The 25,543-nt window shown below is 64.6% G+C and carries 29 protein-coding genes; 9 read left to right on the forward strand and 20 right to left on the reverse strand.

What is annotated here, in order from left to right; translation table 11 throughout:
• Window positions 1-17: 17 nt before the first annotated feature.
• Window positions 18-1,154 carry a molybdopterin-synthase adenylyltransferase MoeB gene (moeB, locus tag KZ491_RS03640; protein ID WP_222564463.1) on the reverse strand — a complete coding sequence of 379 codons (1,137 nt, stop codon included), beginning with the start codon at window positions 1,152-1,154 and terminating at the stop codon, window positions 18-20.
• 37 nt (window positions 1,155-1,191) lie between these two features.
• Window positions 1,192-1,701, reverse strand: a complete 510-nt coding sequence (locus tag KZ491_RS03645; protein ID WP_222564464.1) for a DUF1993 domain-containing protein — start codon at window positions 1,699-1,701, stop codon at window positions 1,192-1,194.
• Between the two features lie 121 nt (window positions 1,702-1,822).
• Between KZ491_RS03645 and yczE the strand changes: the two genes are divergently transcribed.
• Entirely contained in the window at window positions 1,823-2,470 is a 648-nt protein-coding gene (gene yczE, locus KZ491_RS03650) for a membrane protein YczE (RefSeq protein ID WP_222564465.1), read from the forward strand.
• Here the strand turns inward: yczE and KZ491_RS03655 are convergent.
• The 3 genes from KZ491_RS03655 to KZ491_RS03665 all read right to left on the reverse strand — a co-directional run bounded on the left by KZ491_RS03655 (window position 2,418) and on the right by KZ491_RS03665 (window position 4,151).
• Window positions 2,418-2,783 carry a DUF6164 family protein gene (locus KZ491_RS03655; RefSeq protein ID WP_222564466.1) on the reverse strand — a complete coding sequence of 122 codons (366 nt, stop codon included), beginning with the start codon at window positions 2,781-2,783 and terminating at the stop codon, window positions 2,418-2,420. The two genes, yczE and KZ491_RS03655, sit on opposite strands and share 53 nt — an antisense overlap.
• A gap of 34 nt (window positions 2,784-2,817) precedes the next feature.
• Entirely contained in the window at window positions 2,818-3,420 is a 603-nt protein-coding gene (locus tag KZ491_RS03660) for a tetratricopeptide repeat protein (RefSeq protein ID WP_222564467.1), read from the reverse strand.
• A gap of 62 nt (window positions 3,421-3,482) precedes the next feature.
• A complete protein-coding gene (locus tag KZ491_RS03665) occupies window positions 3,483-4,151 on the reverse strand; it encodes a trimeric intracellular cation channel family protein (RefSeq protein WP_222564468.1) in 669 nt (222 codons plus the stop codon).
• Window positions 4,152-4,253: 102 nt separating this feature from the next.
• Between KZ491_RS03665 and KZ491_RS03670 the strand changes: the two genes are divergently transcribed.
• Window positions 4,254-4,721, forward strand: coding sequence for an FKBP-type peptidyl-prolyl cis-trans isomerase (locus tag KZ491_RS03670; RefSeq protein ID WP_222564469.1), 468 nt, complete (start codon window positions 4,254-4,256; stop codon window positions 4,719-4,721).
• 2 nt (window positions 4,722-4,723) lie between these two features.
• Here KZ491_RS03670 and KZ491_RS03675 read toward each other — a convergent pair whose 3' ends face one another.
• The 5 genes from KZ491_RS03675 to KZ491_RS03695 form a co-directional block, all read right to left on the reverse strand.
• Window positions 4,724-4,963 (reverse strand): oxidoreductase-like domain-containing protein, encoded by a 240-nt coding sequence (locus tag KZ491_RS03675; protein ID WP_222564470.1) that lies wholly within the window; start codon window positions 4,961-4,963, stop codon window positions 4,724-4,726.
• On the reverse strand, window positions 4,951-6,516 hold the full coding sequence (locus KZ491_RS03680) for a phospholipase D family protein (RefSeq protein WP_222564471.1): 1,566 nt from the start codon (window positions 6,514-6,516) through the stop codon (window positions 4,951-4,953). The genes KZ491_RS03675 and KZ491_RS03680 overlap by 13 nt, the downstream gene beginning before the upstream one ends.
• A 48-nt stretch (window positions 6,517-6,564) precedes the next feature.
• Window positions 6,565-8,349, reverse strand: coding sequence for a DUF885 domain-containing protein (locus tag KZ491_RS03685; RefSeq protein ID WP_222564472.1), 1,785 nt, complete (start codon window positions 8,347-8,349; stop codon window positions 6,565-6,567).
• 161 nt (window positions 8,350-8,510) lie between these two features.
• Entirely contained in the window at window positions 8,511-9,884 is a 1,374-nt protein-coding gene (gene nirK / locus KZ491_RS03690) for a copper-containing nitrite reductase (protein WP_222564473.1), read from the reverse strand.
• A gap of 285 nt (window positions 9,885-10,169) precedes the next feature.
• Window positions 10,170-10,715, reverse strand: coding sequence for a hypothetical protein (locus KZ491_RS03695; RefSeq protein ID WP_222564474.1), 546 nt, complete (start codon window positions 10,713-10,715; stop codon window positions 10,170-10,172).
• Between the two features lie 191 nt (window positions 10,716-10,906).
• Here KZ491_RS03695 and scpC point away from each other — a divergent pair, with 191 nt between their 5' ends.
• A complete protein-coding gene (scpC, locus tag KZ491_RS03700; RefSeq protein WP_343225526.1) occupies window positions 10,907-12,418 on the forward strand; it encodes a succinyl-CoA:acetate CoA-transferase ScpC in 1,512 nt (503 codons plus the stop codon).
• A gap of 6 nt (window positions 12,419-12,424) precedes the next feature.
• Here scpC and sstT read toward each other — a convergent pair whose 3' ends face one another.
• Window positions 12,425-13,699 (reverse strand): serine/threonine transporter SstT, encoded by a 1,275-nt coding sequence (gene sstT / locus KZ491_RS03705; RefSeq protein ID WP_222564475.1) that lies wholly within the window; start codon window positions 13,697-13,699, stop codon window positions 12,425-12,427.
• A 158-nt stretch (window positions 13,700-13,857) separates the two neighbouring features.
• Between sstT and lplB the strand changes: the two genes are divergently transcribed.
• The 3 genes from lplB (at window position 13,858) to KZ491_RS03720 (ending at window position 15,671) form a co-directional block, all read left to right on the forward strand.
• Window positions 13,858-14,238 carry a lipoate-protein ligase small subunit gene (lplB, locus tag KZ491_RS03710; RefSeq protein ID WP_246606486.1) on the forward strand — a complete coding sequence of 127 codons (381 nt, stop codon included), beginning with the start codon at window positions 13,858-13,860 and terminating at the stop codon, window positions 14,236-14,238.
• Window positions 14,235-15,011: a lipoate--protein ligase family protein gene (locus KZ491_RS03715; protein ID WP_222564476.1), complete on the forward strand. Its 777-nt coding sequence runs from the start codon at window positions 14,235-14,237 to the stop codon at window positions 15,009-15,011. Before lplB ends, KZ491_RS03715 begins: the two co-directional genes overlap by 4 nt.
• 72 nt (window positions 15,012-15,083) lie before the next feature.
• Window positions 15,084-15,671: a DUF4136 domain-containing protein gene (locus tag KZ491_RS03720; RefSeq protein ID WP_222564477.1), complete on the forward strand. Its 588-nt coding sequence runs from the start codon at window positions 15,084-15,086 to the stop codon at window positions 15,669-15,671.
• A 21-nt stretch (window positions 15,672-15,692) separates the two neighbouring features.
• Here the strand turns inward: KZ491_RS03720 and KZ491_RS03725 are convergent, their stop codons facing one another.
• The 3 genes from KZ491_RS03725 to KZ491_RS03735 all read right to left on the reverse strand — a co-directional run bounded on the left by KZ491_RS03725 (window position 15,693) and on the right by KZ491_RS03735 (window position 18,499).
• Entirely contained in the window at window positions 15,693-17,372 is a 1,680-nt protein-coding gene (locus KZ491_RS03725) for an ABC1 kinase family protein (protein ID WP_281421644.1), read from the reverse strand.
• Window positions 17,373-17,412: 40 nt separating this feature from the next.
• The gene (trhA, locus tag KZ491_RS03730; RefSeq protein ID WP_222564479.1) at window positions 17,413-18,093 is read right to left on the reverse strand and encodes a PAQR family membrane homeostasis protein TrhA; all 681 of its coding nucleotides are present in this window, start codon (window positions 18,091-18,093) and stop codon (window positions 17,413-17,415) included.
• Window positions 18,094-18,157: 64 nt separating this feature from the next.
• Window positions 18,158-18,499 carry a zinc ribbon domain-containing protein YjdM gene (locus KZ491_RS03735; RefSeq protein ID WP_222564480.1) on the reverse strand — a complete coding sequence of 114 codons (342 nt, stop codon included), beginning with the start codon at window positions 18,497-18,499 and terminating at the stop codon, window positions 18,158-18,160.
• Window positions 18,500-18,758: 259 nt separating this feature from the next.
• On the opposite strand from KZ491_RS03735, the gene KZ491_RS03740 reads away from it, so the two are divergent.
• Both KZ491_RS03740 and KZ491_RS03745 read left to right on the forward strand, forming a co-directional pair.
• Window positions 18,759-19,430, forward strand: a complete 672-nt coding sequence (locus KZ491_RS03740) for a class I SAM-dependent methyltransferase (RefSeq protein ID WP_222564481.1) — start codon at window positions 18,759-18,761, stop codon at window positions 19,428-19,430.
• 26 nt (window positions 19,431-19,456) lie between these two features.
• On the forward strand, window positions 19,457-19,765 hold the full coding sequence (locus KZ491_RS03745; RefSeq protein WP_425493074.1) for a YkgJ family cysteine cluster protein: 309 nt from the start codon (window positions 19,457-19,459) through the stop codon (window positions 19,763-19,765).
• A gap of 48 nt (window positions 19,766-19,813) precedes the next feature.
• Here the strand turns inward: KZ491_RS03745 and KZ491_RS03750 are convergent, their stop codons facing one another.
• From KZ491_RS03750 to KZ491_RS03760, 3 genes are all read right to left on the reverse strand, one after another.
• Window positions 19,814-20,578: a 3-oxoacyl-ACP reductase gene (locus KZ491_RS03750; protein ID WP_343225528.1), complete on the reverse strand. Its 765-nt coding sequence runs from the start codon at window positions 20,576-20,578 to the stop codon at window positions 19,814-19,816.
• 124 nt (window positions 20,579-20,702) lie between these two features.
• Window positions 20,703-21,908 carry a trans-sulfuration enzyme family protein gene (locus tag KZ491_RS03755; protein ID WP_222564482.1) on the reverse strand — a complete coding sequence of 402 codons (1,206 nt, stop codon included), beginning with the start codon at window positions 21,906-21,908 and terminating at the stop codon, window positions 20,703-20,705.
• Between the two features lie 273 nt (window positions 21,909-22,181).
• Window positions 22,182-23,330, reverse strand: a complete 1,149-nt coding sequence (locus tag KZ491_RS03760; RefSeq protein WP_222564483.1) for a baeRF3 domain-containing protein — start codon at window positions 23,328-23,330, stop codon at window positions 22,182-22,184.
• 152 nt (window positions 23,331-23,482) lie between these two features.
• Between KZ491_RS03760 and KZ491_RS03765 the strand changes: the two genes are divergently transcribed.
• Window positions 23,483-24,019, forward strand: coding sequence for a M48 metallopeptidase family protein (locus KZ491_RS03765; protein ID WP_222564484.1), 537 nt, complete (start codon window positions 23,483-23,485; stop codon window positions 24,017-24,019).
• Window positions 24,020-24,043: 24 nt separating this feature from the next.
• On the opposite strand, the gene KZ491_RS03770 is transcribed toward KZ491_RS03765, so the two are convergent.
• The 3 genes from KZ491_RS03770 to KZ491_RS03780 all read right to left on the reverse strand — a co-directional run bounded on the left by KZ491_RS03770 (window position 24,044) and on the right by KZ491_RS03780 (window position 25,421).
• Window positions 24,044-24,355, reverse strand: a complete 312-nt coding sequence (locus KZ491_RS03770; protein WP_222564485.1) for an Mpo1-like protein — start codon at window positions 24,353-24,355, stop codon at window positions 24,044-24,046.
• Between the two features lie 61 nt (window positions 24,356-24,416).
• Window positions 24,417-24,680, reverse strand: a complete 264-nt coding sequence (locus KZ491_RS03775) for a hypothetical protein (protein ID WP_246606487.1) — start codon at window positions 24,678-24,680, stop codon at window positions 24,417-24,419.
• 72 nt (window positions 24,681-24,752) lie between these two features.
• Window positions 24,753-25,421 (reverse strand): mechanosensitive ion channel family protein, encoded by a 669-nt coding sequence (locus KZ491_RS03780; RefSeq protein ID WP_222564486.1) that lies wholly within the window; start codon window positions 25,419-25,421, stop codon window positions 24,753-24,755.
• Between the last annotated feature and the right edge of the window lie 122 nt (window positions 25,422-25,543).

Here is a 25,543-nt window from a genome sequence, read left to right on the forward strand (position 1 = left end):
CGATCTCGTAGCGCACTTCAGTTTCCCGAACAGAAGGCCGCGTAGTCGATGTAGCCGGGAAACGGTGTGCCGGGCGAACACACCGGGCACGCCGGATCAGGCGACAGGCGAGTCTCGCGGAAGCGCATGCCCATGGCATCGAAATTGAGCAGACGGCCGCGCAGCGACTCGCCGATGCCGAGGATCAGCTTGATCACCTCGGTGGCCTGGAGCATGCCGATCACTCCCGGCAGCACGCCCAGCACGCCGGCCTCGCTGCAGTTGGGCGCATCCTCAGGTGATGGCGGTTCGGGGAACAGGCAGCGGTAACAGGGATAACGGCCGCGGTGGCGACCCGCGTCGAACACGCTGACCTGGCCGGTGAATCGATGCACCGCGCCATACACAAGCGGCTTGCCGAGTTTCACGCACGCATCGTTGAGCAGGTAGCGCACGGCAAAATTGTCGCCCCCATCCAGAACGACGTCGGCCTCGCCGATGAGCGCCTCGACGTTGTCGCTGGTCACCCGCGCCGTCACCGGATTGATCCGCAACCGCGGGTTCAATGCGGTCAAGGCAATGGCAGCCGACTCGACCTTCGCCATGCCGATGCGCGCTTCGGTGTGCAGGATCTGGCGCTGCAGGTTGCTGCGATCGACGACGTCGTCATCGGCCAGGTCCAGATGGCCGATTCCCGCAGCCGCGAGGTAATAGGCGGATGGCGAGCCCAGACCGCCTGCGCCCACCAGCGCGACACGCGCGACGGCCAGGCGCTGCTGCCCTTTCGGGCCGACCTCGGGAAGCAGCAGGTGGCGCGAGTAGCGCTCGTTGAAGTCGCGCTCGTCCGGATCGATTTGCGGTTCCGTTATCGGCAGGCCCTCGGCCCGCCAGCGCCGGGTGCCGCCTTCGACGGAAGCGACGTTGGAGTAGCCCGCGGCAGTCAGGGCCCGCGCCGATGCCAGCGAGCGCGCACCTACCTCGCAGATGAGCAGCACTTCAGAGTCGGTCCGCGGAATCACGCCTTCCGGGGCTGCCTCCAGGTCGGGGCCAGCGACGCCAACCGCTGACGCCGCCATCCCGCGCGCACGCTCGTGGGCCTCCCGGGTGTCCACCAGTATGGCGCCTGCCTTCTGACGCGCATGCGCCTGCGTCGGCGTAAGGATCAGTGTCTCCATTTCCGCCATTATCCGCGCTTTCGTGGTTGCTGGAGGGTCAGTAAGCGCCCATGTAGTCGCGCTTGCCGATCTCCACGCCGTTGTGGCGCAAAAGCGCGTAGGCCGTCGTCACGTGGAAAAAGAACTGCGGCAGCCCGTAGGTCAGAAGATAGTCCTGGCCACTGAAACGGCGCTCCTTCGGGGTGCCCGGCCGGGTCAGGATCTCGCGATCCTCACTGCCCTCAAACCGTGCCGCATCCACGCTGTCGAGAAATCCGAGGGAGCGCTGCAGGCGCTCGCGTAACTGGTCGAACCCCTGCTCCTGGTCGTCGTAGGCGGGCACGTCCTCTCCGGCCAGGCGCGCGGTCACGCCGGTGGCGAAGTCGCACGAGATCTGGACCTGGCGGACCAGCGGGAGCATGTCGGGGAAAAGCCGCGACTGCAGCAACACCGCAGGCTCGATCTTGCGCTCCGCCGCGTAGGTCTCGGCCTTGTCGAGGATGGCTACAAGGCTTCCCAGCATCTGCCTGAAAACGGGGACGGAAGCGGCGTACATGGAAATCGACATGGCAGAACCTCTTGCGGGGGGAACCGGTGATGTTAGCCGTTCCCTGAGCGCTCGCGCGGCGCGCCCGGCATTGGCTCGGGCGAGGCCCTAGAATTGGCTGCCCAGCTCCACTGCCGCTCCGATGCCCTATCGCTTGCTGAAATTGTTTGTGGCACTTGCCGCCTATGGGCTGTCGATGGCGATGATGCTGCAGTCGCAATACGGGCTGATGCCGTGGGACGTGCTGCACCAGGGCCTCTCGGTGCAGGGCGGCTGGCCGATGGGACGGGTCACCGTGGCGGTCAGTTTCGCCGTCCTCCTCGCATGGATCCCGATCCGCCAGAAACCCGGCTTCGGCACGATCTGCAACGCCATCGTGATCGGCCTTACGTTCGATGCGGTGCTGGAACCGCTGGGCCAAATGGTCGCTGGCGCCGGACCTGCACTGCGGATGGGTTTGCTGGGTAGCGGGATCCTGATCAATGGCGCTGCCACGGCGGCCTACCTCGGTGCGGATTTCGGCGCCGGACCGCGCGATGGCTTGATGACCGGTCTGGTCCGGCGCACCGGTCGCTCGGTGCGCCTGGTACGGACGCTCATCGAGGGCAGCGTACTGGCGACCGGCTACCTGCTCGGCGGCACGCTCGGCATCGGCACGGTGCTTTACATGCTGCTGATCGGCCCGCTGATCCAGCTCATGCTGCCGTGGTTCCAGCGCCTACCGGTGGCGCCCCGAGTCATCCCCGCAGCAGAACCGCCGGCAGAGCAACCAGACCCAGCAATACAATGACCGCCGCAGCGGCAAGCACGACCTTCATCGGCTCGCGACGCCACACATCGGCGAACGTCTCGCCGGTGCCGTCACGCCGACCGGCCTCATATTCAGCGCGCGCCCTGGCCTGCCGCCCGCTCTGGTAGATCGCCATCAGCCGCTTGGCTTCCGGCAAATCGCCATCGTTGGTCAGCCAGATCGCGCCGTGGGAGATGCCCCAGCGGCTGGGTTTGGTTTCGTAGTACTCGATGCGGTTCTCATCGAGCATTGCGCGTACGTCCTCGATTTCATCTTCAAGGACCAGGCGCAGGTTGAGCAGCAGTTTCGACATCCGCGGATGATACCGCCCGGGACGCGGTCGTGGCTCAACCGCCGCCCAACACATCGAGTGGATCCGCGACCGTTTTCTCGGGCGTCCTCGGCAATGGCCGCGACGATCCCGGACGCAAGCTCGAGCGGCGTGGGCGCGCCCGCATGCCGGCCTCCAGACGGGTCCGCACGTCGGCTGGTATGGCCTCGTCGCCCAGCTCGCGAATCAGGCTGGCCAGCAGTTCACCGGCCATTTCATGCGACTTGGCGTCGTCTTCTGGCAGGTATTGCAATGCGTCATCAGCCAGCCGGATGCTGCCGCGCAGGTAAAAATCCCGGGCCGCCGCGTCGTTGGGATCACGCTCAAGGACTTCGCGCGATGCCGCCACGGCACGGGGCCAATCCCCCAGCCCGGCGTGGATCTCGGCGATATGCAGCCACGGCAATGCCTGTGCGGGCTCGGCGTCTGCGGCGCGCTGGTAGGCCTGGATTGCTGCTGCTGCATCGTCGCCGCGCATCGCCAGTTCTGCAGCGGTCATGCTGTCGGCGTACCCCGGCACCATGGCACTTGGAAGTGTGGCGCAACCCGAAGCCGCAACCGCGAGCAAAACCCCGCCCAACGCCCAGCCCAAGCCACGCATGTCCGTGGATTCCTTCATCGACCTATCCTCGAACCTGGCTAAAGCAGCCCCCACGCGAAGATATCAGTTTCCCCGGCAAATCACGATGGCGGAGCGACCGGTAAATGCCAGTCATAACGGATCGCCATGTAGCGCAAACCGAAGCACACCGCCGCGGAGGCCGCCATGACCGGAACGGCGGGCAACTCCAGGGCGACGCCAATCACGACCACGATCGCACCGAGCATCGCCGCAATCGCATACAGATCCGACTGGAACACAACGGGCGTGCGCGCAACCAGGACGTCGCGGACGATACCGCCGCCAATCCCGCTGAGCATTCCCAGCAGGACTGCGCCAACCGGTCCAAGCCCGTGGTCGAGCGCTTTCAAGGTGCCGATTACGGCAAACAGCGCGAGGCCGGCGGCATCGAATAGCCGCACCGGGTTGCGCAGCCGCTCGATATCGCCGTAGCGGTAAAAAGTAATGATGCCGGCCAGGCAGCTGACGGCCAGGTAGTGCCAGTTGGCCAGCGCCACCGGTGGGGTGGCGCCGATCATCAGGTCGCGGGTGATGCCGCCGGCGGTCGCGGCCGCGAACGAAAGCACCAGCACGCCAAAAATATCCAAACGGTTGCGGACACCCACGGTTGCCCCGCTGATGGCAAAGGCGAACGTACCGATCAGGTCGATCGTGGTGATGATCGTATTGAGCGCCAATTCACGGTCACTGGGAAAACGGGCAAACAGGATGCCACGCGCCACGCACATTGGCGCGGGAGCGTCTGGCCTCCGGCGCGGACTTGCGGCCGGCACGGCGCTTCCCCTAGCCTGCGTGTCCCGCCTTCCGGCGCCCCCAGTTTGAGAGTTCCGATGGAAATTGCCGACCGCCGCGTTGCGACGGTGCACTACACGCTGACCGTCGACGACGGCACGCTGGTCCATTCGTCCTACGCGGCGGAGCCGTTGGTCTATCTGCATGGCGCCGGAAAGCTCATGCCCGGGCTGGAGAAAGCGCTGGCGGGCAAGAAGCCGGGAGATCGACTGAAGGCCGTGGTACCGCCCGAGGAAGGTTATGGTCGACGCCACGAGCAGCTGGTCCAGGCCGTTCCCCTGTCCGCATTCGAGGATGTGTCCATGGTCAAGCCGGGCGCAAAGTTCCTCACTGAGACGGCGCAGGGCCCCGTACTTGCAACGATGATGAGAGTCGAAGGGGACCGGATCACCGTTGATGGGAACCACGAACTGTCCGGCAAGACCCTGCACTTCGACCTGCGCGTGGTCAGCGTCCGCGAAGCGACACTGGGAGAGCTGACCACGGGTGAGGTCAGCAACGACTGAGCTCAGCCTGCTGAGCGGCCCGGATTGCGATCCTGCCAGGCAGCAAGCAGCTCCCGGTAGTGCCGGACCTCATCTGCATAGACATCGTGGACGCAACTGTCGCATCCGCTGTCGCAACACTCCATGGGAAGCGGGCGCTCAGGCTCCACAGGCCGTGGATCGTCCACGGTAGCGGGTTGGGGAAGCGGCAACAGTTCGAGCGGTCGGTCGGATTGGGTAGGCGGTTTGCTCACAGCAGCCATTCTATCGGCAGCGCTTCCATGACCCTGACCGCCGCGTTCAGCAAGAACCCGTTACCCGGCTCTTCCTTCAGAACACGCTCGCCACCTTCCACCGCGCCCTCCTCCACCCACTCCAGCTTGCCGTCCGTTCCCCGCCGCACCAGGTACGCACTATCGGGCACCAGGTCCTTGAACGTATTGGCAATGCCCGACGCGATCGCGGTGCTCTCGACCACCAACCCCATTTCGGTATTGAGGTTGGCGGAGCGCGGGTCGAAATTGAACGAGCCAATGAATGCGCGGCGACGATCGGCAGCGAACACCTTCGCGTGCAGGCTCGACGCCGAGCTTCCGGTGAGCTTGCGCCGCACCGTCGGCACATCGGCCGTTTCCGGCTTCATCTCGTAAAGGGTGATACCCGCATCCAACAGAGGCTTGCGCCGTTTGGCGTAGCCGGCGTGGACCGCCGTTACGTCGGTCGCGGCAAGCGAGTTGGTCAACACCGTCACCTGCACGCCCTGTTTTGCCAGGCCAGCCAGATAGTCGACACCGAACGCGGTGGGCACAAAGTACGGCGAGACAATCTGCAACTCGGCATCCGGAGTACCGATGACCTGCTGCAGACGCTCCGACAGCAGGCTCTCGCGCGGCGCCTTTCCAAGGCCCTTGGCCGGATCATCGCTGAGCAGCTCTACCTCGACCCACTCCAGGCCCAGGTCACCGGACGCCAAAGCCTGCAGATACGGCGATTCATCCAGCGCACGAAGGTAGGCACGCGCGGCGGGATTCCGCTCCACCACCGAGGCGGCCGCCTCCAGCGCCGCCAGCGCACCCTCGGGCGCGGCGGGCACCAGGCCCTGAAGCCGGTAGGAGGACTCGCTTGCCCAGTAAAGATCGAAATCGCGGGACACCTCATCGACGATCGGCCCCACCGCCAGCACATCCAGATCGACGAAGAGCACGCCATCGCCGGCATCGAAATACTCGTCACCGACGTTTCGCCCGCCCATGATCGTGGCCTGGTTGTCGGCGGTGAAGGACTTGTTGTGCATGCGCCTGTTCACGCGCGGGAAATCGGTGATGTAATCCAGCCAGCGCCAGTTTCGGTGCGGGAAGGGGTTGAACAGCCGCACCTCGATCAGAGGATGGGTATCCAGCGTCGCCAGCAGCGGATCGAGCCCGGCGGTATTGTTGTCGTCCAGCAGCAACCGCACCCGAACGCCGCGATCCGCCGCGCGGTGCAACGCCTCGAACAGCAGCGTCCCGGACATGTCGCCACGCCAGATGTAGTACTGAACGTCCAGGGTCCGCTGCGCGCTTTCCGCCAGGGCGACCCGCGCGGCGAACGCATCGTCCCCTCTCGCCAGTGGCAATACGCCTGACAGCCCGGGGTGGGCCCGGGCAAACGGCTGGACGGCCCGAGCCAGGAGCGTGTCGGCGGTATGTGTCAGCCGGGTGGATTCGGATCGGCCCTCCTGCGACGGGAGGCGCGAGCTAATCGCCAGGGCCACGGCGAGCAGCACCAGGATGGCCAAGATCGTCGGCCACCTGAGGACGTGTTTTTTTGCGGTCATGACCTCGTATTCTAGAACGTCCTGTGCGCTGCCAAGGACCCTTCCGGCTCACTCCGCCATCAATTGCATGATGGCCGGAACCGGCGCGTTGCCATAGCTCAGGAAGCGGTTGTGGAACGTATTCAGATCGAAGTCGGCACCCAGCCGTTGCTTCTGCTGCTCCCGGAAGTCGTAGATCTCCGCGTAGCCGGTGAAATACGAGGTCAGCTGCACCTGTGACAGGCGCACCCGACGCCACTTGTTGACCGCCTCGGTCTCCTCCTGGAAGGCCTCGCGGCGCAACAGGTCCAGCGCCTTCTCCTCGGACAGTCCCTGCACATGCACCTCGTAGTCCAGGATCGCGTTGGTGACCACGCGCAGGTTCCACTTGCCGTACATCAGCCACATCTCCGGCGCCTGCTCGCCCCACCCGGCCTCCAGCATCATCCGCTCGGCGTAGACCGCCCAACCCTCAATCATCGCGCCGTTGCCGACCAGGCTTTTGACCAGGCTCGGGCTCTTGTTGGCGTGCAACAGCTGGGTGTAATGCCCCGGGATCGCCTCATGGATATTGAGTATCTGCAACACCCAATGGTTGTACTCGCGCAGGAAGCTCTCGGCCTGCTCGGCGCTGTAGTCATCCAGCGGGCTGACGTTGTAATAGGTGTTGGCGGTCGGGTTGAACGGACCCGGCGCGCTGACCGAGGCACCTGCGCCACCGCCGCGCATGTATTCGGGCGTCTCGCGGACCACCAGCGGCCGGCTGGCGTCCTGGTCGAGCAGGTCGTGCTCGCGGACGAAGTCCGCCAGCAGCGGAATCTGCCGCTTGATCTCGTCGAAAAACTGGTCGCGCGCGACGTGCTGGGTGGAAAGTTTGTCGATCATCATGCCGATCCGCTCCAGCCGGTCGTCGGGCATCGCGGTACCGGCGAAATACTTCGGCCAGAGCTCCACGGTGATCTTGTCCATCTGCTCGTGCAGGCGGTTTTTCTCGTCCACCGCACGCTGATGCAGCTGGGATGCGGTGAAGTGCGACTGGATGTCGTAGGCGAACTTCGCCTCATATTGCTCGGCGCCGATGCGGAAGCTGCGGGCGTTGCCGGAGGCGACCTGCTCGGCCTGCACCCCTTCCAGCCAGCTCGTCCACTCGCCTATGGCAGCGCGGGCGGCATCGATGCGCGCGTTGAAAGTCGCCTTGTCCGCGGAGTCCAGGCCGGACTCGGCGATCTGCTTGCGTAGCGCGTCACCGAGCACGCTGAGCGAGCCGCGGCCCTGAACGATCGCGAGCTCGACGTGCTCCGCGGTCGGGTCGACGATATTGGCCCGCGCGGCGGCGTAGTACTCCGGCACGTGCTCCAGCCGCGCCATCACAGTACGCAGGCGCTCGTCCTCCTCCGCGTAAGGGGTATTGAGGAGCAGGCCGATGGGACCGGCGATGTTGTAGCGCGAGGGATTCCACTCCCAGTCGCGGAACGTTTCCTGATACCAGATGCTGGCCTCGTAACGGTTCTTCAGCAGCATGTGGTCGATGCTCTCGGCGGGCGACAGTTGCGCCGGATCGAAGGCGGCCAGCTCCTGCAGCCCTGCCTTGGCGAATGCCAGGTCGGCGGCGCGCCGCTCCGCGTCGGGAATCGTGAGCGTCGACGCGTTGTCGTAGCGACCGGCATAGATGGAGGATTCGGGGCTGCGCTCCAGACCGCGCATCAGCAGCGATTCGGCAACCTTCGCAAATTCCGCGTCCGCCACGCCTGCAGGGCGTTCTGTACTTGCCGGCGCGCTTTGGCACCCCGTCAGGGCGCCCGCGCCCAGCGCCAGGCTGGCAGCGATGAAGAGGGAAAGGCTGGTCTTGCGCATACAGGTGCTCCGCATCGATTTGCCGTTACCGGATGGGCGACGGCCGGTCCAACATCGTAGCGGGCACAGCACGCAGGGAACGTGCCGTTGGTCAGGCGCGCCCGAAAAGTAGCGCAAAAAAAAGGCGGGCCGTGATGGCCCGCCTCAGCTCCTTGCTTGCCTCAGTGACCCGACGCGGGGTCGCTCTTCTCGCTACTGTCAAAGATCGAGCTGTCCGCCTCGCCCTTTACATTCAAGAAGCCGATCAGTCCCTTCTCGGCCCGCGACAGGGCGTGGTCGACGAGGATGTAACGGCCCGGATAGTCGACCTGGAACTCGACCATCGTCGCCCCGCCCGGCGGCACGATCGTGGTCTGGACATCGGTCAACGGCGGGCTGGTGAACGACGCCAGGTCGTAGACGCGGTCGAACACTTCGCCGATCAGGTGGAAGCTGGAGGTCAGGTTGGGACCGCCGACGCCGAAGAACATCCGCACCGTCTCGCCGACATTGGCCTGCATGTCGAAGGTCTTGGTCAACGCGTTCATGCTGCCGTTGAACATCAGGTGCTCCGGACGCTCGTCCAGCAGCTTGTCGACCGAGAACTCCTGCAGGCCCTTGGAACCGTGCTTCTGCGCGGTGTAGAGCTCGCCCTGCATCACGTAGAACTCGCGATCAACCTTCGCCAGCCCGCCCTCCGGCTCGACCAGGATCATCCCGTACATGCCGTTGGAGATGTGCTGGGCAATCATCGGTGTTGCGCAGTGGTAGACGAACAAGCCCGGATGCAACGCCTTGAAGGTGAAGCTCTTGGTCTGGCCCGGTGCGACCTGGGTCACCGCCGCGCCGCCGCCCGGCCCGGTGACGGCATGGAAATCGACCGAGTGGATGTTGATGCTGTCCTCGGCGTTCTTCAGGTTGATGGTGACGGTGTCGTTCTGCCGGATCCGAAGCAACGGACCGGGAACCGTGTTGTCGAAGGTCCAGTAGCGATAGGTGCTGCCATCCGACAACTGACCTTCGACCTCGGTGGTGAGCAGGTCATAGGTGATGTGTTTGGCCGCACGGTCGCCCACTGGCTCGCCAACCTGGTACGGGTCCTTGGCCACGTCCACCGCGGTGCTGACCACATCGGTGACATCGCCGACGATCAGCTTGCCGAACATACCCGCCGCCTTGTGGCCGGGGATCGTGCACACGTATTCAAAGGTGCCCGCCTTGCCGGCACGGAACACGATGGTTGTCGACGAGCCTTCACCGACCAGCTGGTCGGAGTGGGCATCGAACGCGGGCACGGAAATGTCGTGCATCGCGCCGTCGCCGTTGACCAGGGTGATCGCAACCACCGCCCCTTCCGGCACTTTCAGTTCCGGATTCACCTGACCCTTGATCGTCCCGGCGTTACCGACGAACACCAGCTGCCCATTGTCGATCGCGGTGCGCAGGGTGAAGTTGACATCCGCCACAGGGGCGACGTCCGCCGAACGCGCTGCAATAGCCTGCGGCACAAAACCGGCAGCTCCGGCGAGGGCGAACAGCAAAACCAACTCTTTCATTCCAGTTTTTCCTTCCAGTTACCAAAAAGTCTTGCGTTGGCCGGCAAGATAGACAGTGCGGGACACCCCCTCCATGACGTGGGTCAAGTCAAACCAAACGCACCCGTATGTTGCTGTGGAGGGTTGCAGGGAAATGGATGCACCCAATGCAAAACCGCCCCGAATCCGGGGCGGCAGCAAGGCGAAATGCACGTTTTTTCGTGGGCTGAATCAGTAAGCACGCGGGTCTCGGCGCTACCGAATGGGATCCATCGACCCTGGAAGCACGGGGTGTGTTTTCCGGCCTCAGTCGTGCGTCAGCGGCTTCAGGTCTTCGTGGTCAAAGGTGGCCTCGTAATCGTTCACCACCGATACCAGCCGGGGCACGCCTTCGGCAGATGCGGGATCTTTACGCAGCGCCGTGGCCGCACCCATCATCTGCGCGATCATCGCGTGCAGTACCGCATCGGGTTCGGGTTCCAGTTGGCAGTTGGCGATCATGTAGTTGACGTTGTCCTCGACGGAGACCGCCAGGGCTTCGGCATCCGCCGCCTGCAGGCGCGAGTCGTGGTAGGCGGGCAGGTTCTTCGCAACGTCGTCGCGAATGCCGCTCATCGCCTTGCGCAGCGGCTCGTCGGTCGCCCACCGCTGGCCATCGGCAAGCACCGGCAGTGGGCCGTGGTCATCATGCGCGTCATGGGCATCGTGGGCCTCGGCGGCGACCGGCCCCTGGATCTCGGTTGCCGGGGACTCGGTCTGTTGGCCGGCGGGAGCTGGATCACTTCCACAGGCTGCAACGCTGATGGCGAGAACGGCTGCGGCGATCCCAATGGAAAGAGAGCGAAGTTTCATTGATGGCCTCCTGTAAATGAACTCCCTACCCTAGCCACTCCCGCGCGGCGGTCCTTGACCCTTGTCATGCCGGGCGCGGATACGCCGTTCCACAAAGCGACCTGTTCGTGCTGCGGTCCGCGGCATTGCTGTTGCCATCGACCCCTTCGAGTAAAATTGAGGGGATACCCAACGTTACCTCCGAGGCAACCGTGACCGAACGCATCCTCCACTCCGGGCTACGCGAGAAAATCATGAGCGCGGCGCAGGCCGCCGAACTCATCCAGCCCGGCATGACCGTCGCCATGAGCGGATTTACCGGCGCCGGCTACCCGAAGGCGGTTCCGCAGGCACTGGCTGCACGCATGGAAACTGCCTCCGCGGCCGGCCAGCCGTTCAAGATCAAGGTGCTGACCGGCGCGTCCACGGCTCCGGAGCTCGACGGCGCTCTGGCCCGGGTTGAAGGCATGGAGTTGCGCCTCCCCTACCAGTCCGACCCGGCGGTCCGCGAGCGCATCAACGCTGGCAACCTGGAATACATCGACATCCACCTGAGCCACGTCGCCCAGCACACCTGGTTCGGTTTCTTCGGCAAGATCGATGTGGCGGTGGTGGAAATTACCGGTATCCGCGAGGACGGCAGCCTGATTCCATCGTCCTCGGTCGGCAACAACATGACCTGGCTGGAACAAGCCGACAAGATCATTCTGGAGGTAAACCGCTGGCAGCCCGAAGCGCTCGCGGGCATGCACGATATCTATTACGGCACCGCCCTGCCCCCGAACCGCAAACCGATCCCGCTGGTTCATCCCGATGACCGCATCGGCCAACCGTGGCTGCGCGTGGATCCGGACAAGGTGATCGCGGTCGTGGAAACCAATGATCCGGACCGCAACTCGGCATTCAATCCGCCCGACGAGGCGTCGCAGCGGATCGCCGGCCACCTGTTGGATTTCCTCGGCCGCGAGATCAAGCGCGGCCGTCTGACAGACAAGCTGCTGCCACTGCAATCGGGCGTGGGCAACATCGCCAACGCCGTGCTCGCCGGGCTGGCAACCGGGGGTTACACCGGTCTGGCCGCCTACACCGAGGTCATCCAGGACGGCATGCTGCAGCTAATCAAGGAGGGCGTGCTGCGAATGGCGTCGGCCACCTCCTTTTCGCTCAGCCCGGCCGGGATCGAGGAGTTCAACGCCAACGTCGACTTCTATTCCAAGCGCATCCTGCTTCGTCCGCAGGAGATCTCAAACCACCCGGAAGTGATCCGCCGCCTCGGCTGCATCGCCATGAACGGCATGATCGAGGCGGACATCTACGGCAACGTCAACTCGACCCACATCGCGGGCAGCCGGATCATGAACGGCATCGGTGGCTCGGGCGACTTCGCGCGAAACAGCTACCTGTCTGTTTTCATGGCGCCCAGCACGGCCAAGGGCGGCAAGATCTCCGGCATCGTCCCAATGGTCAGCCACGTGGACCACACCGAGCACGACACCATGGTCGTGGTTACCGAGCAGGGACTGGCCGACCTGCGCGGATTGGCACCCAAGCAGCGCGCCCGGGTCATCATCGAGAACTGCGCGCACCCCGACTTCAAGCCGATGCTGCAGGACTACTTCGATCGCGCCTGCCGCGACAGCTATGCCAAACACACCCCTCACCTGCTGCGTGAGGCGTTGTCGTGGCACCAGCGCTTCATCGACACGGGCAGCATGCTTCCCTGACGAGCGTCAGCGGCCTGCTGCGGACTCCGCCCGCCGGCAGGCCGCTGCGGTGAACAGGACATCGGTGGAGGAATTCAACGCGGTCTCGGCCGAGTCCTGCACCACGCCGACGATGAAGCCAATCGCAACCACGCGCATGGCAAGGTCGTCGGATATGCCAAACAATCCGGCCGCGAGCGGGATCAGCAGCAGCGACCCGCCCGGCACACCGGAGGCTCCGCACGCCGCAACCGCGGCAACCACGCTGAGCAGCAGTGCCGTCGGCAGATCCACCGGAATACCCAGCGTGTGCACCGCCGCAAGCGTCAGCACCGTGATGGTGATCGCCGCCCCCGCCATGTTGATGGTCGCGCCGATCGGGATCGACACCGCGTAGGTCTCGCGATGCAGCCCCATCTTCCGGCACAGTTCCATGTTGATCGGAATGTTCGCAGCCGAGCTACGGGTGAAGAACGCGGTGATGCCGCTCTCGCGCAGGCAGCGCAGGACCAGCGGATACGGATTGCCGCGGATGACAATTCCCACGATCAGTGGATTGGCCACCAGCGCGACAAACAGCATGCACCCGAGCAGGACGGCCAGCAGCTGCGCATAATCGAGCAAGGTCGAGAGCCCCGTGGCTGCGATCGTCTCGGCGACCAGTCCGAAGATCCCGATCGGCGCCAGTTGGATAACGGCGCGAACCAGCCAGGTCACGGCGTCGGACAGGTCGGCAACCGCCGTGCGGGTGGTGTCGGCTGAGTAGCGCAGGGCTACGCCAAGGCCGACGGCCCAGGCGAGGATGCCGATGTAATTGCCCGCCTGCAACGCGTGGATCGGATTGTCCACGACCTGCAGCAGGAGGTTGCGCAGCACCTCGCCGATCCCGCCCGGCGGGCTCAGCTCGGCCGCACTGGCGAGGCCCAGATGCAGCGTCACGGGAAACATGAAGCTGGCGGCCACCGCAACCATCGCCGCAGCGAGCGTGCCGATGAGGTACAGCACCAGAATGGGGCGAATATGGGTCTTCTGCCCCTGCCGGTGGTTGGCAATGGACGCGGCCACAAGCACCAATACCAGGACAGGCGCGACTGCTTTAAGTGCCGAGACGAACACCGTGCCCAGCAGTCCGACCGCCAACGCCGCGGAGGGCGCGACAAGTGCCAGCAGCGTCCCGGCGATCAGTCCGATCACGATCCGCAGCACCAAGCTGGTTCCCGTCCAGCGGGCCAGGAGGCCTTGCGATGACTTGCCGGGCAGCGACGGCGTCGGGTGGTTGTCGGAAGGGCTGGGTTCGGTCATGGCGGCAGGTCCGGGGCGGAAGTCGTTCGTGCCGGCAGTCGTCCACACCGCGCACGAAGCGTCGATTGTCGCCGACCGGGCCGATGATTTGTCCGCCCGCGGGAAAATGGCGATCACGGATACGCACAGGCGCATCTGCATCGCCGGTCGTCGATCGAGTGACCCATGTCATTGATGCGGACGCCCTCACAGACGAGGATGGCTGCCTCAGCCGCGCTTGCGGCGGCTACAGCGAGGAGTCCATGCCCATGCACGGCGAGTACAAAGAGCCCGGCGGAAAGCTGGTGGTGGTCGATCTGGCGGTGTCCGAGGGACTGCTGAGGGAGGTTCGCGTGAGCGGTGACTTCTTCCTGGAACCCGATACCGCACTGGATGTGATCAACAACGCCCTGCGTGGCACCCGTGCCGACGCCGGCGTGGAGGCTTGGGAGACGACGGTCCGCACCGCGTTGGGCGATAGCGCGTCGCTGTACGGCATCAGCGCACGGGGCGTCGCGATCGCAGTGGACCGTGCGCTCCACAACGAGGGCACCCCATGAGCCGCAGCCACTGGCACGAGCACGACTGGCAACTGATCCACACGGAAGCGCAATCGCCGGCGATGCACATGGCGCTGGACGAAGTGCTGACCAATGAGGTCTCCGCCGGCCGGCGACGGCCCACCTTGCGGGTGTGGGAGTGGGCCGATCCGGCAGTCGTCATCGGCCGATTCCAGTCCCTGCGCAACGAAGTTGACAGCCAGGCGGCAGCGGGACACGGCATCCAGGTGGTGCGGCGTATCAGCGGCGGCGGCGCGATGTTCATCGAGCCAGGCAACACGATCACCTACTCGATCTGCGGACCGCTGTCACTGGTGGAGGGGCTGTCGTTCCAGCAGTCGTACGAACTGATGGACCGCTGGGTGATCGAGGCGCTCGCCGAACTGGGCGTAGCGGCGAGCTACCAGCCGCTCAACGACATCACCTCCCCAGCCGGCAAGATCGCCGGCGCAGCGCAGGCACGCAAGGGCAACGCGGTACTGCACCACGTGACCATGGCCTACGACATCGACACCAGCAAAATGCTCGACGTATTGCGGATTGGGCGAGAGAAACTTTCCGACAAGGGCACCACCAGCGCAGCCAAACGGGTCGATCCCTTGCGCAGCCAGACCGGTCTGCCGCGCGCGGCTGTCATCGAGCGCATGATCGCCACCTTCCGGCGCAACCACGGCCTGCGTGACGACCATCTCACCGCTGACGAGCTGGGTCAGGCGATGCAGCTGGCAGTCGACAAATTCGAGACGTCCGAGTGGACCGCCGTGGTGCCCTGAGGAGCCGAATTTTCACGCGTTGTATGGATTCCCACTGCTACTTTCGGTACAGGCCAACCGGGTGGGACCGACATGAAAACCGCATCGTTGTCTTCGTTGTGCTGGCGCGCCCTGGTCGGGCTGGCGCTGGTATCCATGCTTGCGGCCTGCGCGACGGGACCGCGGATTCGCACCGATGCAGATCCCACTGCGGACTTCTCGCAATACCGCACCTACGGCTTCTATCAGCCGCTGGCCATGGAGCAATCGGGGTACACGTCCTACCTTTCGGATCACATCAAGAATGCGGTGCGCCGGGAAATGGACGCCCGGGGCTATCGCTTCAGCCCAGACAAAGCCGATCTGCTGGTCAACTTCCAAGGCGTTATCCGGGAGAAAACGGACGTCTATGACGTGCCGCGCTCGGATATCCAGTACTTCTACAGCTACCGCGCACGTGCCTACTATGCCTATCCGGTCTGGTACGACGAGACCAGGGTGAACCAATACACCGAAGGCACGCTGACCGTGGATCTGGTCGACGCGGCCCGCAACCGGCTGGTGTGGAGCGGCGACGCGATTGGCCGGGTGACCCAAAAGACGCCTCAGCAGCGCGCGGCCTCTGCCGATCAGGCCATCACCGCCATCTTCGCCAAGTACCCGTACCGCGGCGCGCCCTGAGGTTCAGGCCGCAACACGCAGCTACCTGCCGCCACCGCTGCGCCAGATCGAGACCACCAGCCAGGCGCCGGCGATGGCCGCGCCGACAAACCCCAGCAGTCCGAAGGCAGGCAATCCCAACAACGTGGGTCCTCCGCCTACCGTCAGTGTTATCGATGATCCGATAATGAGCGCGGCGAGGACGACGCCGACCGTCAAACGGTTGGCCGAGTGGTTCAGCTGGGTCCCAAAGTCGTCCAGATGGTCGATATCCACGTGCAGCTTGATGTTGCCGCGCCGGGCGGAACGCAGCAGCCGGCGGATGTCGCGCGGCAATAACGAGAGGATCTCCGTGGTGTCGGCCAGCGTACGCATGCCGTTCCGCATGAGCGTTGCGGGTCGGTATCGCTTCAGCATCGCCCGGCGCAGGAAGGGCGCTGCCTCGCTGGCCATGTCGAAATCCGGATCCAGGCTGCGACCCAGGCCTTCCAGGGTCACGAACACCTTGATCATCAACGCCAGGTCGGCCGGCAGCGCCAGCCGGTTCGCACGCAGCAGGACGGTCACGTCGATCAGCATCGTCGCCAGGTTGAGCTGGCCCAGCGCAACGCCGTGGTACTGATCGACCAGTGCGTCCACGTCCAGGGCCATCTGCGTCTCATCGGCGTTGGGCTGGGTTGCCCACTCCAGCATCACATCGGTGACCCGCGCAGCATCGCGCATCACCAGCGCATCCAAAAGGCCAATCACCTGGTTGCGGCGGGCGTCCGACAATCGCCCGACCATGCCGTAATCAATCAATGCGATGCGATTGCCCGGAAGCACAAACACATTGCCCGGGTGGGGATCGGCGTGGAAAAACCCGTCCTCAAACATCATCTTCAGCACGGCATTGGCGCCGCGCCGGGCGATGAGCTTGCGATCCAACCCGGCAGCATCGACCGCGGCCAGGTCAGACAACGAGACGCCGTCGATGAAGTCCTGCACGTTCATGCGCGGACCGGTGTACTGCCAATGCACCGCCGGAACGACGATCTCCCCGGAACCGGCGAAGCTGGCTGCGATGCGCTCGGCGTGACGGCATTCGGCAGCCAGATCGAGCTCGCGGCCCAGCGACACCTTGAACTGGCGAACCATCGCGCTGGGCTGGAACTGGCGCAACTCCTCAAAGCGCGCCTCCATCGCCTGCGCGGCGCGCTGCAACAGGCGCATGTCCGCTTCCACGATCGGCTTGATACCCGGGCGGCGCACCTTGATTACTACTTCGGTGCCGTCGTGTAGGCGCGCCCGGTGTACCTGCGCGATCGATGCGGCCGCCAGCGGCGTGGGGTCCAGCCACGCGAACACCGCTTCCGGCGACGTCCCCAGGTCCTCGAGCATCTGCTGGCGAATCAGCTCGTACGGCACCTCGGGCGCCTGGTTCTGCAGCTTGCCGAACTCGGTGATCCACTCCGGCGGGAACAGGTCCACGCGGGTCGCCAGCACCTGGCCCAGCTTGACGAAGCTCGGCCCCATCTCCTCCAGCGCGTGGCGCACGCGCACCGGGGTGGGCAGCGCAACCAGCTCCTCCATGTGGCTGAGCGGAAGCACCCGCCCTGCCCTGGCCAGCACGGGAGCCAGCCCGAGACGCCCGACCATGTCGCCGAAACCGTAGCGGATCAGTATCGAGGCGATCTCGTACACCCGCCCCAGGTCCCTGGTAGCGCTCAGTCCTTCCCACAACATGCGTGCAGCTCCGGTTTTCCGCGGATCGTCGCGGCGCTCAGATAATGTGCGCCATCACCGCGATGTAGTGGCACAGGCTGCCCGCGAGGACAAACATGTGCCATATCGCATGCGAGTATTTCAGTGCCGGCCGGTGATAGAACACGGTGCCCGCGGTGTAGAAAATCCCACCCGCGAGCAGCCAGCCCAGCGTCCATCCATCCAGTGCGCGCCACATCGGCTTGATGGCCACCAGCACCAGCCAGCCCATGGCAATGTAGATCATCGTGGAGAGACGCCTGTACCGGCCGGTGAGGAACAGCTTGAACACCACTCCGGCTGCCGCCAGGGTCCAGATCACGCCGAACAACCACCATCCCCACGGACCGCGCAGCCCGATAAGGGTGAACGGCGTGTAGGTACCGGCGATCAGCAGATAGATCGCGCAATGATCGAGGACCTTCAGCCTCGCCTTGGCGACCGGGTGGCGAGCGGCGTGATACAGGGTGGAGGCGATATAGAGCAGTAGCAGGCAGACCCCGAACACAACGGCGCTCGCGAGCTGCCACGCATCCCCCCACATCGCCGCCAGGGTGATGAGGACAGCACCGCCGGCGAGCGCGGCGGTGGCGCCCAGGCCATGGGTAAGCGCGTTGGCGAACTCCTCGGAGGCCGGGGCTTGGGAGCCCGGCGCTGGCCGCGAGGTGCTGCAAGATCCGGTGGATGTGTTGGAACTCATGCCGGCAATGCTAGCGCCCTTTACGCGGAGTCGGGGCAGGCCAGCCTTCGCCAGCCTCCCACCATCAGGCCTTTTTCAGGAAGCAGGTCTTCAACACCAGGCCTTTGATCTTGTCGGAGTTGCCTTCGATGTTTTCGGGGTCGTCCTCAACCAGGCGGATGTTGCGGATCACCGTGCCCTGCTTGAGCGGGATGGAGGAACCCTTGACCTTCAGGTCCTTTATTACGGTGACCGTATCGCCCTCGTTGAGGACGTTGCCGTTCACGTCCCGGACCACCATCGCATCGCCGGCGCTCGCATCGGGACTGATTGGCCATTCATGGCCGCAGTCGGCGCACACGTAATGGTCACCGTCGGGGTAGGTGTTTTCCTTACCGCACTTGGAACAGGCTGGAATATCGGGCATCAACGGACCATCCATCGAAGAGTGGGGGGCAGGACAGTATAGGCCAGGCCTGCAGCGACCCACTGCAAGCCGTTGAATTGGCTGTGGAAGTTGCCTATCTCGTGTACGCAGCCCAAGAGCGTCCGTTGACGGGGAATACCGGGTAGCATTAGCTCGGGCCCGATGTATGGGTCCATCCTTGCGGACCACTTTCTGGCAGCAAGCCCGCTCCCGCCATGCGTCCAGCCCTCACCGGGCGACGTTTTCAAAGGGGGTTTCCATGCCCGGTTATCTCACGCGCCACCAGCGCATCCGTCTGGGCGAGTTCGACTACACGATCCGCTCGCTCAGCGACAAACAGCAGTTTTCCGATCCCGATGGTCGCGCCGAACGCTTGGGTATCTCATCCGCCCAGTGGTCGTTGTTCGGGCAGGTTTGGCCCGCCGGGGAACTGCTTGCCAACGCGATGGCGACATTCGATATCGAGGGAAAACGCATCCTGGAAATCGGTTGCGGCCTGGCGCTGGCAAGCCTCGTGCTGCAGCGTCGAGGCGCGGATGTGATCGCCAGCGACATGCACCCGCTCGCCGAGCCTTTCCTCGCCTACAACAGCGCACTCAACGACCTTCCCAGCGTGCCGTATCGCAAGCTGCAGTGGGGGGTGCCGCTACCGACGCTGGGGCGCTTCGATCTGCTGATCGGCGCGGATGTCCTTTACGAGCGCCCGCACGCCGAGCTGATCGCCGCACTGGTCGACCGGCATGCCCTGCCCGCGGCCGAGTTGCTGTTCTGCGATCCGGGCCGCGGCCACAGCGGCGCTTTCACCCGCGCACTGGCGCTGCAGGGATTCGAGGTCACCGAATCGCGCGGCGCGCTGGATGAGGACGATCCGGAAACCATGAGCGGGCGACTACTGCACTTCCGCCGCCGCGCCAGGGCGGGTGTGCTGTGAAGGCAGGCAATTGCGGAATCGCAGGGGTGGGTATCGATCGTTCCATCTCCTGCCAGCTCTGTGATGCGGTGTGCTGCCGACAGACCGTCCTGGTGATGCCAGAGGACAGCAACGTTCCCCGCCACATGATCACCCGCACTCCACAGGGTCTTTCGGTGATGGCGCAGGATGAGGATGGCTGGTGCGTGGCAGTGGATCCGACCCGGATGAACTGCTCGATCTACCCCCAGCGCCCGGGCGTGTGCAGGGCATTCCAGATGGGCAGCCGAGATTGCCGGGATGTTCGCGAAGCGTATTCCCACCTCTACGACGGGGCCGAGCTGCCGCCGGAGTGACCAGCCGGCTGCTCCGGTCGAGCCGGGTCGCCGCCCTACCCTGTCGCTTCAGTCCTTGACCAGCCCACCATCCACGACCAGGTTCTGGCCGGTAACGGCGCGCGACCACGGCGAGGCGAAGAAGAGCGCGGCATCGGCAAACTCCGCCGGTGTGGTCACACTCTGCAGCGGCGTACCCGCGGCGATGTAGTCAAACACCTCTTCGGGAGTCGCGGCGCTGGCATCGGTGGTGCGCAACAGCCCACCGGAAAGCATGTTCACGGTAATCCCGAACGGACCCAGGTCGGCCGACATGGTCCGTGTCAGCGACAGCAACGCCGCCTTAGCCGCCGTGTAGTCGTGGTACGGCACCACCGGATTCTGGAACAGGTTGGTGCCGATGTTGATGATCCGGCCAAAGCCAAGCTCGCGCATGCCGGGGATCGCAGCCTGGACCGTGTTGAGCGCACCGTGCACGCTGCCCTCGAACTGGCTGGAGAACTGCGACCACGCAATGTCGCCGGCTTTCGCGCGCGCATCGCCGTTGAACGAAAAATCGGCCAGCGCATTGTTCACCAGGGTGCTGACGTGCTGCCCGAAGTGGTCTGTCGCAGCCTGGAACATCCGATCCACCTGGGGCCGATCGGTAACGTCGGCCTGCACGGCGAGCGCCTGGCCCGCTCCCAACTCGGCCACCAGTGCCTCGGCTGCCTCGCGGCTGGAACGGTAATTGACCACGACCTTCGCGCCCTCCCTTGCAAAGGCACGCGCGATGGCCATGCCCAGACCGCGCCCTGCACCGGTAATCAGGACGATCTGCTCCTCAAGTTTCACTTCACCGCACTCCATGAATTCAAAGGCCGAACGTGCCCGGGCGGGCATCATCGCCCGGGTCGGCCGGAACGTAAACGATGCGCCGGCCGCGTGATGGTCGAGTGTGGTGGACAGGCGCTCTCAGCTACGCAATAGCAGCGCTCGTCAGGGAATCCGCGGCGACGCCAACCTGGTCCAGCGCCTGCGACAGGTCCGCCCACAGGTCATCCACGTGCTCAATGCCCGCCGATACCCGCAACAGGCCCGCAGTGATGCCCGTCGCCCGACGGGTGGCCTCGTCGAGGAGGCGGTGGGTGAGCCCGGCAGGATGCTGGATCAGGCTGTCCACAGAGCCCAGACTGACTGCCGGTGTGAGCAGCCGCACCGCCTTCATGACTGTGGCCGCCGCTGCATGGCCTCCGTGCAGATCGAAGGCAAGCAAGGCGCCGGGTCCGCGCATCTGGGTGGCGGCCAGGTGATCGTTGGCGACTGTTCCCATGCCGGGATAGAACACCTTCGCCACGGCCGGATGTTCCGCGAGACGCTGCGCCAGCAATCCGGCGTTGTGCTGGGCCCGTTCCACGCGCAAGGCCAACGTCGGCAGGCCGCGGTGCAGCAGGTACGCACCCAGCGGGTGCAAAAGCGCACCGGTGACTGCCCGGACCTGACGCAGCGGCTTGGCGTTCTCCTCGCTGCAGCACACCATGCCGGCAATGACATCACCATGTCCGCCAAGGAATTTGGTCGCGCTGTGCAATACGTACGCCGCGCCCATGGTCATCGGGTTCTGCAGCACCGGAGTGGCAAAGGTTGAATCGACCGCCACCGGCACGTTGCCGGCGGCCGCGACCACCGCGCGTATATCGACCAGATCCAGGGTCGGATTTGCGGGAGTCTCGATCATCACCAAGGCCGTATCGGGGCGCAGGCGCGAGCCGATGTCGATCGCGTCCACAAACTCGGCCTCCAGCCCGGCCATACCGCTGGCGAGCAGATGATCGGAAGTCCCGTACAACGGACGCACCACAAGAACGTGTCCGCCCTGCTGGCGCACCGCCATCAACAGAGCCGTCAACGCCGCCATGCCGGAACCGAAGGCGACACAGGCCTCACTTCCCTCCAACCGTGCCAGTGCGCCTTCCACCCGCGCCACGGTGGGATTGTGCAGACGCGCATAGATGGGATTGGCTGCGGTGGCGTCTCCCGCCACCAGCGCGTCGAAACTGGCTGTACCGGCGGCCAGGTCGGGGACGGGATAGGTGGTGGAGAGGTCAATGGGCAGTGCGTGCACACCCAACTGGCCTAAGTCCTCGCGGCCGGCGTGTACGGAGAGGGTGTCAAGGTGCGGCATGCGAAGGAACTCCGTTCGATATGGAGCCCCATACTAGAACCTGACACGACTGCTGAACTCAACGCCGAACGGAAATAGCTCCTATCGCCATCGGCATCGGGTTGCAGGCGATGGCCTCGCTGCGCCTGACCAGACATTCACGCGAGCCGCTGGACAGTTTCCATGGGCCATGAAGTGGCCCACATCGAGACCAGGCTCATCTTAGAATTCCGGCGCAACGTTGAACTGCCAACCGGGCCGTTGGAAGCGCCCGGATTGGCCTGGATACTCGACTTAGAAGCGATAGATCGCCGCCAGCCCGGTCTCGCTGGGCATCCGTCCCTTGGGCACCACGACGACCTGGCCGCCGTTGGCAATCACCTTCTCGGCGATGTCGTCCAGCAGGTCCTCGCCGATGCCACCCTCGGCAGCGAAGTCCACCGCGCCGCTTTCGGGGTCCATGGTGCCGTTGACCTGGCGGTCCGCCTCCACCAGCAGCGTGGACACGCGACCGGAAAACGCGCTGCGACTGACCTGGGCGACATCGTCGTTGGCGAGCCAGCGCGCGCGCGCGGCGTGGTACATATCGATCAGTCCCGCCAGGCGTTCTAGGTACTTGGGCTCCATGACGCGCCACGCCCGCTCGCGCAACTCATCCATGCCAAGAGCGTCGGGATGGGTGTCGATGCCCTGCGGCAGAAGATAGGCGTTGTGGCTCAACTTGCGGAACATCGCCTGGTGCTCGGGCAGCGCCGCCAGCATCAAAGGCAGCCGCGAGGGCCGGGAGAACTGCTCGGCGACTGCACGATCCACCGCACGGAAGAACTGCTCGGTATCGGCATCAACGAGTTTGCTCCGCTCGATCTGGCCATCGTTGACGCCGGCAATAGTGGCCGCAGCGCCGCGCGACCACGACGCCGGGCGCTGGCGAAGCGGATCGTCACCCAGCACCGATTCCAGGGTGTCCGGAAAGTCGTCGCCGGCGTCGAACGGGTCCAGTGCATCGCGGTTGCCGACGAACATCTTGGCGCTGTGACGGTTGATCGCCAGCACTTGGTAACGATCCGCGGACTGCACCATCCGCAGCAGAGGCTTGATGTGGAAGCTCTCGCCGACGTTGACCAGCTCGGGCACCGCACGCTGCAGACGATAGACACGGAAAATTTCAGGTGAGACCAGGACTGCCAACCCGTCCAACGTGTGGTTCCAGAACTTATGCTCCTCGCCCAGCTTGCGCAGGTTGGCCAGCAGGGGCGCCGGGTCCTTGTCCGGATAGCGCTCCTTCCACGACGCCTCCGCCTTCTTGACCAGATTGCCGAAGCGGATACGGTCCTGACCGTTGTCCGGATGGCTGCGATGGGTCGGCTGGTACAGCGATATGCACGGGCCGACCGGATCCTGGAAAAGATTTGCGCTGAAGTCGTCGATAAGGGAATGCATCATGGCACCTCGGTGAACGTGGAATTGGGCGGAAAAACCGCCGGTATTGCTACCTGCAGGCAGTGTACCCGGCGTACCTGAAGGCGACGTCGTGACTCGATCAAATGCAGTGCCTGCGAGACCGAACGACTGCCGCATTGCCGTATCGTAGCCACATGTCCGAGCTGAAGTACCTCGCCGGTTATGACGCCCACCTGCTCGATCAGATCAGGGCGATGATTGGTGCGGATCGCCTTGGCCCGTGGCTGCGTCAGCGCTACAACCAGGCCCACGATGTCCGCAACGACAGCGCGCTTTATGGTTACGTGGTCGCGCTCAAGGATCGCCACATGCGCAAGTCGCCACCTCTGGACAAGGTGGTGTTCGACAACCGCCTGCAGGCGGTGCGTCACGCACTCGGCACCCACACATCGGTCTCGCGCGTGCAGGGTTCCCGCCTCAAGGCCAGTCGCGAGATCCGGATTGCCGGGGTTTTCCGCGATGCGCCAGAGCCATTTCTCCGCATGATCGTCGTGCACGAGCTAGCCCACCTGCGTGAGGCGGCGCACAACAAGCCGTTCTACCAACTCTGCGCGCACATGGAACCGGACTACCACCAGTTGGAGTTCGATATGCGGCTGTATCTGACGCAGCTGGAGATCGACCGGCAGAAACGTATGGCGGATGCCGCTCCACCACCCGACCGGAGCTGACGGAGTCCCGCAGCGTGCGTTGCGTCAGAATCGGATCTTCCCGCTCAGCATCTCCCGCCACATCCGCCAATCGCCTCGCAGACTCCACCACGGATGGCGGAAGGTCGCCGGTCGGTTGTGCTCGAAAACGAAGTGTCCGGTCCACGCCAATCCGTAGGCCTGGATCGGTGCAAACATCGCCAGCCAGCCGTTCCCGGTCAAAACAGCGCCAAGCAGAAGAACCGGGACCAGCGTGGTACCGATGAAATGCAGCCGGCGCGACGTCCTGTTCGAGTGCTCAGCCAGATAGTGCGGATAGAACTCGGCGAACGAGCGATACGCGCTTTGTGTGACCATGGCCCGCCTCCCAGGTGCACGGCACGATGCCGCCTCCATCAAAGGACGATGCCCGCACCACTCAGCCGCTGCAACCACCGCAGCAGATGGACGGCAACTGCTCGATCGCATCCGGCTCCACCGGATAGCCCGCAAAGCCCAGCACGACGGCCAGATGATCCGAATCCAACGCAGCGGCGACACGCAGTCGTCGGCTGGCTGGGGTGAAATCGACTACCGCGGCGGGGTCAACGTCGTAAATGGCGTCTTCGATCCGCGCCAGCGCCTGTGGGTCGATCGTTGCGGCGCCCACCCTGTCGCCCATGTCGACGTGAAACTCGCTCATGCCGGTACTCCTGCCTGTATTCACCTTGCCACCCATGGTGGGCGGACCACCGCCGGCAGGCCCTGACCGGGATCAAGCGTCGGGCAGACCGTAGCGCCGGTTGGTGCTCTGTTCAGTCGGATTCGCAAGCACGTTCGGATACGTCGTGACGCCTTGGGGCTGGGTGGTGATAGCAGTCGGATTAGCGCCGCCACGCGCAGGCAGGTGACGGCGCACCGTGCGCTGGAAGAACAGGTTGTTGGGCACTTGCAGGACCGACGAGGACTTGCCGTCGATGCATTCCTGCAGCGTGGTGTAGATCAGGTTGATGTCCACCACCTGGCCTTTCAGGCCCGGCTTTTCCCCATTTTCCAGCAATTCGATGTGGTCATTCAGCCGGAATGGACGGGTGGTGAGGATCAACGCGGTGCAGAAAATATTGGACAGCACGCTCCATGCGGCGAAGAACGCTACCGCGCCTACGGCGGCAAAGCCGGTGAACGCGGTCCACAGGATGGTCCCTGAGACGCCAAAGCGCTCCAGAATCAACAGCAGGGCGCCGAAGGACACCAGGAATCCCAGCAGACGACGGCCGCCGATCGCCACCTGCGGCAACAGGTTGTAGCGCTGGCTGACCCGCGTGATCAGGCGCCGCCCCAGTGCGCGCACCGCCCACGCCGCAATCACGATCAGCACGATCTGCCCGGCTGGGAGCAACACGTCCAGCCATTGCTGGACCCAGGGTGATAATTGGTCTTTCATCGGCGATCGGACGCTCTTGCGGGTGGCCGGGCCCGCTCGCGGACCCTTGAGGTTTGCAAGGATACCGGCCCCCATCCGCCGGCGTGGGGGTGGCTTTTGTCATGGGTGCGAAAATGGCGTAT

The organism is Novilysobacter antarcticus (assembly GCF_019802285.1).
Taxonomy (GTDB): Bacteria; Pseudomonadota; Gammaproteobacteria; order Xanthomonadales; family Xanthomonadaceae; genus Novilysobacter; species Novilysobacter antarcticus.

What these genes read in the sequence shown, in the direction of transcription:
- KZ491_RS03755 (WP_222564482.1), bottom strand. Translation starts at nt 21,908, where the DNA reads ATGCCGCACCTTGACACCCTCTCCGTACACGCCGGCCGCGAGGACTTA.
- KZ491_RS03780 (WP_222564486.1), bottom strand. Translation starts at nt 25,421, where the DNA reads ATGAAAGACCAATTATCACCCTGGGTCCAGCAATGGCTGGACGTGTTG.
- nirK (WP_222564473.1), bottom strand. Translation starts at nt 9,884, where the DNA reads ATGAAAGAGTTGGTTTTGCTGTTCGCCCTCGCCGGAGCTGCCGGTTTT.
- moeB (WP_222564463.1), bottom strand. Translation starts at nt 1,154, where the DNA reads ATGGAGACACTGATCCTTACGCCGACGCAGGCGCATGCGCGTCAGAAG.
- trhA (WP_222564479.1), bottom strand. Translation starts at nt 18,093, where the DNA reads ATGAGTTCCAACACATCCACCGGATCTTGCAGCACCTCGCGGCCAGCG.
- KZ491_RS03655 (WP_222564466.1), bottom strand. Translation starts at nt 2,783, where the DNA reads ATGTCGAAACTGCTGCTCAACCTGCGCCTGGTCCTTGAAGATGAAATC.
- KZ491_RS03660 (WP_222564467.1), bottom strand. Translation starts at nt 3,420, where the DNA reads ATGAAGGAATCCACGGACATGCGTGGCTTGGGCTGGGCGTTGGGCGGG.
- KZ491_RS03760 (WP_222564483.1), bottom strand. Translation starts at nt 23,330, where the DNA reads ATGATGCATTCCCTTATCGACGACTTCAGCGCAAATCTTTTCCAGGAT.
- sstT (WP_222564475.1), bottom strand. Translation starts at nt 13,699, where the DNA reads ATGACCGAACCCAGCCCTTCCGACAACCACCCGACGCCGTCGCTGCCC.
- KZ491_RS03675 (WP_222564470.1), bottom strand. Translation starts at nt 4,963, where the DNA reads ATGGCTGCTGTGAGCAAACCGCCTACCCAATCCGACCGACCGCTCGAA.
- KZ491_RS03715 (WP_222564476.1), top strand. Translation starts at nt 14,235, where the DNA reads ATGAGCCGCAGCCACTGGCACGAGCACGACTGGCAACTGATCCACACG.
- yczE (WP_222564465.1), top strand. Translation starts at nt 1,823, where the DNA reads ATGCCCTATCGCTTGCTGAAATTGTTTGTGGCACTTGCCGCCTATGGG.
- KZ491_RS03680 (WP_222564471.1), bottom strand. Translation starts at nt 6,516, where the DNA reads ATGACCGCAAAAAAACACGTCCTCAGGTGGCCGACGATCTTGGCCATC.
- KZ491_RS03775 (WP_246606487.1), bottom strand. Translation starts at nt 24,680, where the DNA reads ATGAGCGAGTTTCACGTCGACATGGGCGACAGGGTGGGCGCCGCAACG.
- KZ491_RS03665 (WP_222564468.1), bottom strand. Translation starts at nt 4,151, where the DNA reads ATGTGCGTGGCGCGTGGCATCCTGTTTGCCCGTTTTCCCAGTGACCGT.
- KZ491_RS03685 (WP_222564472.1), bottom strand. Translation starts at nt 8,349, where the DNA reads ATGCGCAAGACCAGCCTTTCCCTCTTCATCGCTGCCAGCCTGGCGCTG.
- KZ491_RS03720 (WP_222564477.1), top strand. Translation starts at nt 15,084, where the DNA reads ATGAAAACCGCATCGTTGTCTTCGTTGTGCTGGCGCGCCCTGGTCGGG.
- KZ491_RS03670 (WP_222564469.1), top strand. Translation starts at nt 4,254, where the DNA reads ATGGAAATTGCCGACCGCCGCGTTGCGACGGTGCACTACACGCTGACC.
- KZ491_RS03695 (WP_222564474.1), bottom strand. Translation starts at nt 10,715, where the DNA reads ATGAAACTTCGCTCTCTTTCCATTGGGATCGCCGCAGCCGTTCTCGCC.
- KZ491_RS03770 (WP_222564485.1), bottom strand. Translation starts at nt 24,355, where the DNA reads ATGGTCACACAAAGCGCGTATCGCTCGTTCGCCGAGTTCTATCCGCAC.
- KZ491_RS03765 (WP_222564484.1), top strand. Translation starts at nt 23,483, where the DNA reads ATGTCCGAGCTGAAGTACCTCGCCGGTTATGACGCCCACCTGCTCGAT.
- KZ491_RS03735 (WP_222564480.1), bottom strand. Translation starts at nt 18,499, where the DNA reads ATGCCCGATATTCCAGCCTGTTCCAAGTGCGGTAAGGAAAACACCTAC.
- KZ491_RS03645 (WP_222564464.1), bottom strand. Translation starts at nt 1,701, where the DNA reads ATGTCGATTTCCATGTACGCCGCTTCCGTCCCCGTTTTCAGGCAGATG.
- KZ491_RS03740 (WP_222564481.1), top strand. Translation starts at nt 18,759, where the DNA reads ATGCCCGGTTATCTCACGCGCCACCAGCGCATCCGTCTGGGCGAGTTC.